This window comes from Paracidovorax avenae ATCC 19860, assembly GCF_000176855.2.
In the GTDB taxonomy this organism is placed as follows: Bacteria; Pseudomonadota; Gammaproteobacteria; order Burkholderiales; family Burkholderiaceae_C; genus Paracidovorax; species Paracidovorax avenae.
On sequence record NC_015138.1, the window covers coordinates 1,671,758 to 1,683,979 of the forward strand.

General features: G+C 68.0%; 10 protein-coding genes. 8 read left to right on the plus strand and 2 right to left on the minus strand.

Going from position 1 to position 12,222, the window contains the following annotated elements; all coding sequences use genetic code 11:
* The first annotated feature begins 117 nt into the window (after window positions 1-117).
* The gene (gene hpnC / locus ACAV_RS07400) at window positions 118-1,008 is read left to right on the plus strand and encodes a squalene synthase HpnC (RefSeq protein WP_013593946.1); all 891 of its coding nucleotides are present in this window, start codon (window positions 118-120) and stop codon (window positions 1,006-1,008) included.
* A 43-nt stretch (window positions 1,009-1,051) separates the two neighbouring features.
* Here the strand turns inward: hpnC and ACAV_RS07405 are convergent, their stop codons facing one another.
* Both ACAV_RS07405 and ACAV_RS07410 read right to left on the minus strand, forming a co-directional pair.
* On the minus strand, window positions 1,052-1,687 hold the full coding sequence (locus ACAV_RS07405) for a hypothetical protein (RefSeq protein WP_244875527.1): 636 nt from the start codon (window positions 1,685-1,687) through the stop codon (window positions 1,052-1,054).
* Window positions 1,688-2,037: 350 nt separating this feature from the next.
* On the minus strand, window positions 2,038-2,520 hold the full coding sequence (locus ACAV_RS07410; protein WP_013593948.1) for an Hcp family type VI secretion system effector: 483 nt from the start codon (window positions 2,518-2,520) through the stop codon (window positions 2,038-2,040).
* 576 nt (window positions 2,521-3,096) lie between these two features.
* Between ACAV_RS07410 and ACAV_RS07415 the strand changes: the two genes are divergently transcribed.
* The 7 genes from ACAV_RS07415 to ACAV_RS07445 all read left to right on the plus strand — a co-directional run bounded on the left by ACAV_RS07415 (window position 3,097) and on the right by ACAV_RS07445 (window position 12,220).
* On the plus strand, window positions 3,097-5,070 hold the full coding sequence (locus ACAV_RS07415) for a serine/threonine-protein kinase (RefSeq protein WP_013593949.1): 1,974 nt from the start codon (window positions 3,097-3,099) through the stop codon (window positions 5,068-5,070).
* A gap of 105 nt (window positions 5,071-5,175) precedes the next feature.
* Window positions 5,176-5,682 (plus strand): TssQ family T6SS-associated lipoprotein, encoded by a 507-nt coding sequence (locus tag ACAV_RS07420; protein ID WP_013593950.1) that lies wholly within the window; start codon window positions 5,176-5,178, stop codon window positions 5,680-5,682.
* 21 nt (window positions 5,683-5,703) lie between these two features.
* Window positions 5,704-8,061: a type VI secretion system-associated FHA domain protein TagH gene (gene tagH, locus ACAV_RS07425; protein ID WP_013593951.1), complete on the plus strand. Its 2,358-nt coding sequence runs from the start codon at window positions 5,704-5,706 to the stop codon at window positions 8,059-8,061.
* Window positions 8,058-8,846, plus strand: a complete 789-nt coding sequence (locus ACAV_RS07430; RefSeq protein ID WP_013593952.1) for a PP2C family protein-serine/threonine phosphatase — start codon at window positions 8,058-8,060, stop codon at window positions 8,844-8,846. The genes tagH and ACAV_RS07430 overlap by 4 nt, the downstream gene beginning before the upstream one ends.
* 58 nt (window positions 8,847-8,904) lie before the next feature.
* Window positions 8,905-9,471: a type VI secretion system lipoprotein TssJ gene (gene tssJ, locus ACAV_RS07435; protein ID WP_225977264.1), complete on the plus strand. Its 567-nt coding sequence runs from the start codon at window positions 8,905-8,907 to the stop codon at window positions 9,469-9,471.
* A 47-nt stretch (window positions 9,472-9,518) separates the two neighbouring features.
* A complete protein-coding gene (gene tssK / locus ACAV_RS07440) occupies window positions 9,519-10,853 on the plus strand; it encodes a type VI secretion system baseplate subunit TssK (RefSeq protein ID WP_013593954.1) in 1,335 nt (444 codons plus the stop codon).
* A 14-nt stretch (window positions 10,854-10,867) separates the two neighbouring features.
* Entirely contained in the window at window positions 10,868-12,220 is a 1,353-nt protein-coding gene (locus ACAV_RS07445) for a DotU family type VI secretion system protein (protein WP_013593955.1), read from the plus strand.
* Window positions 12,221-12,222 lie beyond the last annotated feature (2 nt).

Genomic DNA, 12,222 nt, shown 5'->3' on the forward strand with positions numbered 1-12,222 from the left:
TGAAAGCCTCGCCGGCTGTCAAGCGACAATCGTGGGGTGTCCAAGCCCCCATCCCCGACGATGCAACCCGAGTTCCGCGACCTTCCTTCGGGACGCCAGGATCCGCCCCCGCTTTCCATGCCGGCCGGCCTGGATGGTGCTCCCGGATCCCCTGGGCTGCCTGCCGCCCTGCATGCCCGGCCGGTGACGCATTACGAGAATTTTCCTGTGGCCTCGTGGCTCTGCCCTCCCTCTCTGCGGGAGCCCATTGCCGCCATCTATGCGTTCGCCCGCACGGCGGACGACCTGGCCGACGAAGGCGATGCCACCGCGGCCGAGCGCCTGGAAGCGCTGGACGGGTACGCCAAAGAGTTGCACCGCGTTGCCGCAGGTGAACCGCCGCAGGCGCGATGGGCGGAGGTGTTCGGGCCCCTGCAGGGTGCCATCCGCACCCATTCCCTTCCCGTCGCGTTGCTGGAGGACCTGCTGAGTGCCTTCACGCAGGACGTTCTCCGGACGTCGGAGGGGTTGACCTACGCGGACCGGACCCTGTTGCTGGATTACTGCCGGCGGTCGGCCGATCCCGTGGGGCGCCTGCTCCTGCACCTCTACGGAATCACGGATCCGCTGGCACTGCGCCGCAGCGATGCGATCTGCACGGCCTTGCAGCTCGTCAATTTCTGGCAGGACCTGAGCGTGGACCTTCCGCGAGGGCGGCATTACGTCACGGATGCCGACCTGGCCCGCTTCGGTATCGACCGCGCGCTGCTGCAGCGGCGGCCGCTCTCCCCGCAGGCCCGGGCCCTGGTGGCCGACTGTGCGCTCTGGGCACGGGAGCTCATGGTCGAAGGGGCCGGGCTCGTGCATCAGTTGCCCGGACGGGTGGGGTGGGAGCTGCGCCTGGTCGTCCAGGGAGGGCTGCGCATCCTCGACAAGGTGGAGGCCATGCGCGGTGACAGCCTGTGGAGACGTCCTGTCCTGGGGGCTGGAGACTGGCTGCGCATGGCGGTGCGCGCCGTGGCGATGTAGGTGTGGGGCGGGCCAGGCATGCACCGGGCCTGCTCCTGCGGGATCATCGGGCCGGAGCTGCCGCGGTATAGAGGCCCGTCGCCATGCGCGGCGGGTGGACGACCATGCTGGCATACCCACGGTAGGTGCCGGTCTTCGATTCGTCGGTCACCCAGACGAGCAGGTCCTGCTTGCCGGCCTTGCCATCGTCGATGAGGCCCACGACCTCCAGGCGGAAGAACTGGTCAGGGGTATCCACCTGGACGGCGTTGCCATCGAAGCGGGGCACACCGGGCAGCAACGCCTTCAGCGAGTGCTTGCCAGCTTCGGCCCGATTGCGCAAGGACGACGGGAAGGAGCGCAGATCCAGTCTCTGGTAGAGCGCTTTGGCCTGCCGTGCAGTTGCCGAAGCCTCTGCCGCCACGAATGGCCTTCCGCCTACCTGCCGGATGCTGTCGCAGAGCAGGTATTCGCTCCGGATCTGGAAATTGCGGGTGGTCTCGACGGGCTGGGCCTTGCCCAGAAGTTCCGAGTAGTCAAGGCAGTTCTTCGCCGAGGCGCCGTTGTCGAATGCGAGCGGCGTGCGCGCCGCCGTGAGCGGCGCCTTGGGGTTCTGCAGTGCCGCCATCAGTTCCGCATTGGCGATATGCGCGGCACCGTCCGCGGCATGCGCGGCCACGGAGCCCAGGGCGGCGGCCACCACGCCAATCCACCGCCTCACTGGATTTTCTCCGGAGGGGCAGGGCACTTTATCCGAGGCGCCCTCCCGGGAGAACCAAAAATGTGCAATCGATTTCTTGTTTTGCGGATGCTTTTGTACATGCCGATTTGATCGTATTTGCGTATTTTTTGAATTCCCACGATGCCGATGCCCAGCCGGTTTACCTTTGGTGACTGCCGGACGCTGCTCAAAATCCAGGCGCGATGGAATCGATGTTCCATTTTGCGCATCGACCCATGCAAAAGACGAGATTGACTCTCCAGCCACATTTGGGCAATAAAAAAGCCGGAGCCTCATGAGGCATCCGGCTTGCGCTGGGGCGCAGGAAATTACATTTCCTTGTTGCCCTTGATGTCGTAGCCAGCCTGGCTTTCGGCGCCCTTGCCGCCCTGGTTCGTCTGTTCCCAGTATTGGGTCTTGATTTTGGCTGCCTGGAAGGCGTAATTCACCAGCACGGCGTCGCTGCCATCGGTGCCGCTCACCGTCACGCTCGTGACGAGGACGTCGGTGAGGGTGATCTTGCCGAACTCGATCTGCGTGCCGCCCGCCTTGCACATCGAGATCTCCACCTGACCCAGGTGCTTGCCGGTCGCGCAGTGCTTGAGGACGGCCGGATAAGCCTTGTCGATCTTTGCCACCACGTTCAGGTCGTGGAAGGTGACCTTGCCGGCGCCGGCGCCGCTGCCCGTGGCCATCGAGTTGGGCTGCGTCGCGCCCCAGGTGAAGGAACGGATGTCGGTCCAGCTCTTGTGGTTGGCGTCTTGAGATTCGCCGCTGGCACCTTCAACCTTCATGAACATATCGACGGACATGGAATGCTTCCTTTTTGGTGGACTGCGCAGATGCGCTTTTGAGAGATAGAAATGGAACCGGTCCGCTCTTGCTGTGCGGGGCCTGCTCCTCACGAACGGGGCCTTTCGCCAGGAGATGCCCTGACCATAATCGCCTTCAGACGTCCCCCCTCCCAGGGGCTGCGCGAAAGCACTCAGGCAGGCTTCTCCGGATGCCTAGTTGCGCCGCCGATCATAGGGAGGGGCAATGCATTTGGAAATACTCCAATTTTCAACATTGTTCAGCCGCGAGAAACAAAGGAAACAATTTGTCTTTTTTCTCGACGGGATGTGGGATGACAGGGCTGTGTCACATGTTCCCGTTACACTTGCCGGTCCCCGTTGAGCCGCTTGCGCAGCAGGCCGGCGGGAGCCAGCGGGACGGCGGTCGGCGAACCGCTTTTCCGCCATCTCCATACAGATTAGAAACACAGCCGCCTGGGAGTGATGCCTTGACTTTGGTGCTCGACGTGCAGGAGACGGGATTTCGCGGCAGGGCAGTGCCCGGCGGCGGGCGACGCTCGCGCCGTCGGCAGCGGTGCTTGGAAGCGTGAACTCATGGACAAGGAATTCAGTGGCTCGGCGAACTGCCTAGGTCCCGGTGTGCAGGTCGGTGAATACCGGCTGAACGATGTCGTGGGAGAAGGCGGGTTCGGCATCGTTTACAAGGCGCGCGACCTGAGCCTTGACCGCATCGTGGCGATCAAGGAGTACATGCCTGCCACCCTGGCGGGCCGCAAGGACGGCAACGAGGTGCATGTGCGGTCGCAGCACCGCGGCGCGTTCGATGCGGGCCTGCGCAGCTTCATCAACGAAGCGAGGCTCCTCGCCAAGTTCTCCCATCCGGCGCTGGTGCACGTTTACCGGTTCTTCGAAGCCAACGGCACGGCCTACATGGTCATGCAGTACTACGAGGGGCAGACCTTCCGCTCCTTCCTGACGCAGCAGCACACGGTGGACGAGGCATGGCTGTCGGCGGTGCTGGTTCCCATTCTCGACGTGCTGGAGATGCTCCACGCGGCGGACTGCTATCACCGCGACATCGCCCCGGACAACATCTTCCTGCAGGAGTCCGGCATGCCGGTGCTGCTGGATTTCGGCGCTGCGCGCCGCATCATCGGCGACATGACCCAGGCGCTGACCATGGTGCTCAAGCCCGGCTTCGCTCCCATCGAGCAGTACGTGGACGATGGTGCGATGCCGCAGGGGGCCTGGACGGACATCTACCAACTGGGCGCGGTGCTCTACCAGGCGATCACCGGCCGTCCGCCCGCGACCTCGGTCGCCCGGATGATCAACGACCCGCTGGCCCGGCTCACGCCGGAGAACTGCCCGGGGTTCAGTGCGCGGTTCCTGCACGGTGTGCAGAACGCGCTCGCCGTCAAGCCGCAGGAGCGGCCGCAGAGCATTGCCGAATTGCGGCAGTTGCTGGGCCTCAAGACGGTGACTATTTCCTGGCCGCACGCGTCCGCCGCGGCTGCCGGCGCGGAAGTGGCGGTTCGCGCCTCGGAGCCGTTGCCCGAAGCGTCCGCTGCCGCCCCGACGCTGCGCCCCGTGGAGGCCGTGGCCTCCATCATTCCCTCGCACCTCGCTGCTGCCGGCGCCCAGGCGGGCAATGCTGAGCACCACATGGCCGAGGAGCCGGCCTACCTGCAGACCACCCAGCCGATGCCTTTGCGGCATACCCGTCCCGCAGGGCTGGAGCCGCCGCCCGCCGCTGCCGTGCCGGTGGCGCATCCGGAGGCTGGCAACCGGGTCGAACGGACTTCCCCCCGTGCGGCGGCCGGCGCCGCCGCCGCTGCGCCTACCGTGGCGGCATCCATTCCCGCACCTTCGAAGCGCCAGCGGCCGGCTTGGCTCGTTCCGCTGCTGGCGTTTCTTGCATTGCTGCTGGTCGGCGGAGTGTGGTGGACGGTGCAGGCCTCCAGCGAGGCGGCCGCGCGCGAGAGGATGGCGGTGCAGGAGGCCAGCCAGTGGGAGCTGGCATCCCGCATCAATACCGTGGAATCCGTGCAGGCCTATCTGAGCGCGTTCCCGAACGGCGCCCACCGGATGCAGGCCGAGGAGGCGCTCACTCAGCTGACGGCGCGTTCGCTGCAGGCCACGGCTGTTCCTGCCGCGGAGCAGGCGCCGGCTTCTGCGCCGATTGTGGCGGCGTCCACCGTGCCGCCCCCGGTGGAACCCGCGGCGCGGGCCAGCGCCCCGGTCGTGGCGGCCCTTCCTCCGGCGTCGGCGGTGCATGCGGGCCCGGCGCCTGCAGCTTCGGTGCCTGCGGCGGAAGACCCCGCGCGGTCCCAGCGGACCTCCGGCCGTGAGGCGGAAAACACCGGCAGGGTGATCCTGCGCGTCATGCCGTGGGGCAATGTCACCGTGGACCGGATTCCCGCCGGCACTACGCCGCCGCTGACCCAGTTGACCCTGTCGGAGGGCTTCCACCGCATCGAGATATCGAACCCTGCATCCCAAACCGTGACCCGGATGGTGCAGGTGCGGCGGGGCGAATCCGTGGTGCTCACGCACAAATTCGAATGATGTCGTCCCGCTGGCAGGTCGTCCTGCCGGCGGGGCGGGGAAATACGAGAAGGGTGTCCGGCGGCCGGCAGGCGCCGGGGCATCTGCCATTTTGACGAGGAAAGCATGGCATCTAAGACGAAGCTCATTGGTGGAATGTGTCTGGTGGGCATCTTGCTGAGCGGCTGCCAGACGCCCCCCGCGGGCCAGGCGGGCGCGGGTGGCAACCCCGCACAGACGGAAGGCGCCGCTGCGGGCACGGACGCCAAGGAGGCCGCGAAGCCGAAGGACCCCGCCGCCTTGAAGGAAGAGGCGCTCGCCCAGGCCCTCGACATCTATGCCGATGGCCGCTATGACGAGGCGATCGCCGCCCTCACGCCACTGAGCACCGCCCCCGAACTGTCCTCCGCATCCCAGGTCAAGGCCTACAAGTTCATTGCGTTCAGCCACTGCGCCCTGGGGCGTCTGCGCCAGTGCCGGCAGAATTTCGAAACCGCACTGCAGCAGGATCCCAACTTCCAGCTGAGCGATGTCGAGAAAGGCCATCCGGTCTGGGGCAAGGAGTTCAACACCGCGCGTGCGGCAGTCGCTGCGCGTGCGAAGCGCGCCGTCCCGGCCAAGAAGACACCTTGACCCCGACGGGCCGTACCGGACATGGATAAAGTCGAACTCAGGGTCATCCGCCATGCGGACGAAGCGGTGGACCGCCTATGGACGGCGGTATTCGGCGTGGCGGGAGGAACGATTGGCCGCGGGGGGCAGAACAAGCTCGTGCTGTCCGACGGCGATGCCGGCGTCGCCCGCGTGCATGCAATGGTGCGCATCGAGTCGGAGGCCGCCTTCATCGCCAATCTCTGCGAGCGCCGCTCGATTTTCGTGGCGGGTGCCGAAGTGCGCTCGGGCGAAGAGGTGCGCCTGTCCGTGGGGGACGAGGTTCGCATCGGCCCCTATGTCCTGCATTCCGTCGTGCCGGGCTCGCCCTTCGTTCCCGTGGCGGCTGCTCCTGCTCCTGCTGCAGTCCCCGCTCCCGCACCTGTATCTGCACCCTCTCCGGTAGCGATTCCGTCGCCTCCGGTTGCCGCCGCCAGCGAGCCCGTGTCCGTGGCTGCTCCGGTGGCGAACGTGCCACAGGGCGAAGGGCTTCCTGTCGCGCCGTCGCAGCCTGTGGCGATGCCCGTGACCGGCATGGGCGACGGCCTGGCGGCGGTTGCGTCCTCCGCCGAGGACGACGACAACCCATTTGCGATGCTCGGTCGCGTGGAGGGGCCGGCCATCGCAGCCGTGGCCCCGTCCCAGGCGCCGGTCGCCTCGCCCACGGCTTCGTCCGTACCTGCACCTGCATCGGCCCCTGCGTTCAGCTCCGTTCCCACCGCCACACCCGCGCCGCCAGCCGGGTCCGCGCCTGTTCCAGTCCCGGACGAGGCCCATGGCTTCGCCACGTCTCCCGCCCCGGTGCCTGCCGGTCCTGGTGGGCAGGGCAATGCCTGGCCACCGGCGGTGCCGCAGGACAGGCCCGCCGCGGCACCCCGGGCCCTGGTCATTCCGGAAGACTTCGATCTTTTCGCGGCGGACCCCCGCAAGAGCGAAGAAAAGAAGGACGCCTGGGGGAGCGGCTTGCAGGCGAAGAGCCTGAGCGAGATCGCCAACATGCGGCACGACGAGCTCCTGCAGTCGCTGCCGGCCAGCGGCGCGAAATTCGCGCACGACATGGACAATCCGGCCCATGCCGGCCTGCCCAAGGCACTGGACCCGCGCGACGAACTCGATCCGCTGCGTCTCTTCACGGGCGACTCGGATGCAACGCCGGCACTCGTGCCCGAACGGTCGGCGATGGCGCTCGGTTCGGGGTCCGACCTGTCGCAGTCTTTCAGCCTTCCCCGGGGCGTGCAGGCACCGGTGGGCCAGGGGCTGCCCGGCGCAGCACCGGCGCCGGGAGGCCCCGTGCCGATCGCCCAGGGGGCGGGTACCGGCCCGGGCATGGCTTCCGCCGCGCCGTCGGCCCCTCCGCTGGATGGGTTGCAGCGCGTGGAGGGCCTTGACCTGGGGGCCTTCGGCTCCGGGGCCACTTCGGCCGATCCACTGGGCTGGCCGCCGGTGGAAAGCGGGCCCGTAGCCGCACCCGCGCCCGCGCCCGTGGCTGCCGATGCGCTGCTGCAGGCCATGCCTTCGGGGCTGGCTGCCGGCGATGCGAGGGCGGTAGCCATCGAGGAGGTGCCGCTGGCGCATGTTCCTGCCGCGGCAGGTGCCGTGCCGGCTCCCGTCCCTGCGCCTGCTCCGACCATGGCGCCCGCTCCAATCCAGGCAACTGCTCCTGCCCCCGCCGCGCCCCATGGCCCGGCAAGGGAGGAGGGCTCCGCGAAGTCGCCCCTGGTTCCGGTGCTGCCGGAACTGGAAGCCGCTTCGCCTGCGGAGCTGCAGTCGCTGATCGCCGCCTTCCTGGATGGCGCGGGAGTGCTGCAGAAGAAGGTCGAGCCGCAGAAGCTCAGCCCCGAGTTCATGCGGTCCTTCGGGGAGGCCTTCCGCGTGGCCGTGCAGGGCACCATCGACCTGCTGGCAGCCCGCTCCGAGATCAAGCGCGAATTCCGTGCGGGCGTGACGGTGATTTCCTCCGGCGCGAACAATCCGCTGAAGTTCCTTCCGACGCCCGAGGGCGTGGTCATGCAGATGATCGGGCAGAACTTCCCGGGATTCATGAAGCCCATTCCCGCCATGCAGGAGGCCTACGACGACCTGCGTGTCCACCAGGTGGCCCTGATGGCCGGGCTGCGTGCGGCCTATGCCGAGGCGCTGGAGCGCTTCGATCCTGCGGCCCTGGAGCAGCGCACCGACGTGACCGGAGGGGTGTTCGGCAAGCTGTCGGCCACGAGCCGCAAGGCGGCGCTGTGGGACGAGTACAAGCGCAATTTCGCCGAGATCCGGCGCGGCGCCGAGGACGACCTGGCGGCCTTCTCCGGCCAGGCCTTCCTGGAGGCCTATGAAAACGCCGAGGCGGCAGCGAAGGCCAGGACGTGATCTTCCATATCGCAGGCGAGGAGTTCCGGTTCCGGGTGATGGCGGCTTCGCTGTCGGAAAAGGGCGGCCGGGATGTGAACGAGGATTTCCTGGGCCTGGTGGACATGGGCCACCGCGGCCTGTGCTGCGTGCTGGCCGACGGTGCGGGCGGGCACGGGCACGGCGGGCTGGCGGCACGAATCACCGTGAATGCGGTGCTCGAAGGGTTCGGGCACAACCCGCTGTTCGCGCCCGCGGGCCTGGCCTCGCTCATTTCGCTGGCGGAGCATGCGGTGGCCGGCGCACAGCCGCTCTCGGTCTCGCGCAAGCACATGAGCGCCACGGTGGTGCTGCTGTGCATCGACCGCAAGACCGGGCGCGCGCTCTGGGCACACTGGGGGGACTCCAGGCTGTACTGGTTCCGGGACCAGAAGGTGCGGCAGATCACGGAGGACCACAGCGTGGTGCAGCAGCTGCTGCACGCGGGCGTGTACCGCAACCAGGACCCGCGCCGCCTGCCGAACCGCAGCGTGCTGGCGGGCGCCATCGGCGCGGAGTCGCAGATCCCGCCCACGGTGCTCCCGCGGCCGATCGAGCTGGCGGCCGGCGATGCGTTCCTGCTGTGTTCGGACGGGCTCTGGGAGGGCCTGCACGAGGAGCAGATGGAGAGCGCCCTGCGCCACAGCCAGTCGCCGCAGGAGTGGCTGGAGCAGATGGAGGCGGCCGTGCGGGCCCAGGCCAAGTCCTACCAGGACAATTTCAGCGCCCTCGCGGTCTGGGTGGCGGACAGCGAGGATGGCGCCTGACAGGGCGGATGTGGCGTTTTCACCGGAACCTAAGGAGTCGGATATGCATCGGGAAACGATGGCACGGAAGGGATTCATCAGGGCGGGGCTCGCGGCTGCGGTGGCGGCATGGCTGCTGGGCGGCTGCGGCATGATCAGCAACCTGAACCGCCCCCAGGAGGCGCCCACGGCGGTGCCGCCGGCCGTCTTCGAGATCGTCGCGGACCCTGGCGTCAACCCCGATATCCACGGCACGCCCAAGCCCATCCTGCTGAGGATCTACGAACTGCGCGCGGCGGCGGCCTTCGACCGGGCCAGCTACCTGGACCTGCAGGACAAGGACGAGGCCCAGCTGGGGGCCGATTTCGTGCGGCGCGAGGAAATCCTGCTGCAGCCGGGCGAGCGGCGCACGATCGAGCGCAAGGGCAGTGCGGATGTCCGTACCTTCGCGGTGTTCGCAGGCTACCGCGACCTGGAGCGCAGCACCTGGCGCGCGACCGCGGGCGCTCCCAATTCCGTGGAGATGCGCCGCCGCTGGTGGGGCCTGGGCGAGACCGAGCGGCTCAAGCCCGTGCAGTACAGCATCACGGTGGGCAAGGACGCGGTGAAGATCCAGACCGCCCCTGCTCCCGCCCCCGCTCGTTGAGTCCAGGCATCGACGAACGACAACACAAAGAAAGCCCGTAATCCACCATGGTTTGGCAGCGCAAGGTCGTCTGGGCCGAAGGGATGTTCCTTCGCCCGCAGCATTTCCAGCAACAGGACCGCTACACCGATTTCCTCGTGCAGTCCCGCACATTGCCGGCGCAGTTCTTCTTCTGGGGGTTTTCCAAGCTGGCGCTCGACACGGAGCTCCTGGGACTGGGCAAGCTGGGCCTGCTGTCCGCAGAGGGCGTGCTTCCGGACGGCACGCCGTTCAGCTTTCCGCACCATGACCAGGCTCCCGCTGCGCTGGCGATCGGCAAGGATGTCAAGGACACGGTCATCCACCTGGCCCTGCCGATGCGGCGCCGGGCGGGCGCGGAAGTGACGCTGGGCGCGCCCGGCGGCGCGTCGGTGCGCTATGCGGCCGAGGTGGCGGAGGTCCAGGATGCCAACGACATGGGCGCGCAGGCGGCCGAGGTGCAGATCGGGAACATCCAGCTGTCGCTGCGTGCCGCGCAGGATGTCACCGACGGGTGGGTGAGCCTGCCCGTGGCCCAGGTGGTGGAGCGCCGGGCGGATGGATCCCTGCTGCTGGATCCGTCCTTCATTCCCACCGTGGTCAACAACTCCGAGATGTCAGGCCTGGCCACGTTCTGCCGCGAGCTTTTCGGCCTGCTTCGGCAGCGGGGCGCGGCGCTGGAGGAGCGGCTGAGCCAGCCCGGCCGGGGCGGCGTGGGCGAGGTCGGCGATTTCCTGATGCTCCAGTTCCTGAACCGCTGGGAGCCGGCGGTGGAGCACTGGGTCCGCGTGCGGGCCATTCATCCCGAGCGGCTGTTCGACGATCTGCTGAAGATGGCCGGCGAACTGGCGACCTTCACCCGCGAACAGCGCCGGCCCGCGGCGATGCCGACCTATGACCACGACGATCTGCGCAGCTGTTTCCTGCCGCTGATGCTCGAGTTGCGCCGGGGGTTGTCCTCGGTGCTGGAGCAGAACGCGATCCAGATCGAGCTGCAGGAACGCCAGTACGGCGTGCACGTGGCGCTCATCCCCAGCACGGAACTGCTCACCAGCTGCGACTTCGTGCTGGCGGTGCACGCACAGACCGCCGTGGAGTTCCTGCGGGCGCACTTCCCCACGCAGATCAAGATGGGACCGGTGGAACGCATCCGCGACCTCGTGAACCTGCACCTGCCCGGCGTGCCGCTGCGTTCGCTGCCCGTCGCGCCGCGGGAGATTCCCTATCACGCGGGCTACTCCTACTTCGAGCTGGACACCGGGCACGACCTGTGGCGCCAGCTGCAGAACTCGGGCGGCCTGGCGCTGCACGTCTCGGGCGGCTTTCCTGAGCTGCAGCTCGAAATGTGGGCCATACGGCGCTGAAAGCGGACATGTCCATGCAGAACTCCGTCAACGTTTTCGCCTCCGGCCATCCGGGCCAGCCCGCCGGGGCCGTCCCCGCGTCCGCGCCGCCCGGCGGCACCGGTGCCGAGTCCGGCGCCAAGCCGTCGGGCCTGCCCGATGTCGTGAGCGGCGGCAATCCGCTCGTGGCCGCGGCCAATACCCTGCTGAACCTCATTCCGCAGATCCGCCGCATGGCGACCAATCCCGATCCCGCGGCATTCCAGCACTACCTGCTCGAATGCATCCGGCATTTCGAGAGCCGGGCGGGCGGCGCTGGCGTGCCGATGGAAACCATCATCGGCGCGCGCTACTGCATCTGCACCGCGATCGACGAGGCGGCGGCCCAGACCCCGTGGGGCGGCTCGGGCGTGTGGCCGCAGTACAGCCTGCTCGTGGCACTGCACAACGAGACCTGGGGCGGGGAGAAGTTCTTCCAGTTGCTGTCCAAGCTGGTGCAGACGCCCCACCAGCACATCGACCTCATCGAGCTCATGTACTTCTGCCTGACGCTCGGTTTCGAGGGGCGCTATCACGTCATCGACAACGGGCGCAGCCAGCTGGAGAGCCTGAAGGCCCGGCTGCTGCAGGTGATCGAGAGCACCCGCGGGGACCGCAGCGGCGCACTGTCCCTGCACTGGCGCGGCGTGCAGCGCGCGGCGGTGCCGCCCTGGAGCCTGGTGCCGTTCTGGGTGGCGGCCGCGCTGACCCTGCTCATCGCCTTCCTGATCTTCCTCTGGTTCAACTACCGGCTGGCATCGCGCTCGGACGAGCTGTTCGCCGCGATCAATGCGATCCGCTTGCCGAAGATGCCTTCCGTGGTGGCCGTGGCGCCGCCGAAGCCCCGCCTGCGCCAGTTCCTGGAGCCCGAGATCCGCGAAGGCCTGGTCGAGGTGAACGACCAGGCGGACCGCAGCACCGTAACCCTGCGCGGGGACGGCCTGTTCGAGCCGGCCTCCACCGAGGTCAAGCCGCGCTATGTCGCGGTGATCCAGCGTGTCGCGTCCGCGCTCAATGAAGTGTCCGGCAAGGTGGTGGTGAACGGGTACTCCGACAACCAGCCGATCCGCACGGCACGCTTCCCTTCGAACTGGCACCTGTCGCAGGAGCGCGCCCAGGCCGTCGCGGCGATGCTGCAGAGGACCATCACCGACGGCTCCCGGGTGAAGGCCGAAGGCCGTGCCGAGAGCGACCCGATCGCCCCCAACAGCACGCCGGAGGGCCGGGCGCTGAACCGGCGGGTGGAGATCGTGCTGCTGGTTCCGCCCCAGGCCCGCGATGCCGAGCTGCAGCTGACCCCCGGCCCGGCTGCCGCCGGCACGCCCGCTCCCGGCACACCGAAGAACTAAAA

Coding starts and splice junctions, on each gene's coding strand:
- hpnC (WP_013593946.1), top strand. CDS start 118: ATGCCGGCCGGCCTGGATGGTGCTCCCGGATCCCCTGGGCTGCCTGCC.
- ACAV_RS07410 (WP_013593948.1), bottom strand. CDS start 2,520: ATGTCCGTCGATATGTTCATGAAGGTTGAAGGTGCCAGCGGCGAATCT.
- ACAV_RS07415 (WP_013593949.1), top strand. CDS start 3,097: ATGGACAAGGAATTCAGTGGCTCGGCGAACTGCCTAGGTCCCGGTGTG.
- ACAV_RS07420 (WP_013593950.1), top strand. CDS start 5,176: ATGGCATCTAAGACGAAGCTCATTGGTGGAATGTGTCTGGTGGGCATC.
- tagH (WP_013593951.1), top strand. CDS start 5,704: ATGGATAAAGTCGAACTCAGGGTCATCCGCCATGCGGACGAAGCGGTG.
- tssJ (WP_225977264.1), top strand. CDS start 8,905: ATGGCACGGAAGGGATTCATCAGGGCGGGGCTCGCGGCTGCGGTGGCG.
- tssK (WP_013593954.1), top strand. CDS start 9,519: ATGGTTTGGCAGCGCAAGGTCGTCTGGGCCGAAGGGATGTTCCTTCGC.
- ACAV_RS07445 (WP_013593955.1), top strand. CDS start 10,868: ATGCAGAACTCCGTCAACGTTTTCGCCTCCGGCCATCCGGGCCAGCCC.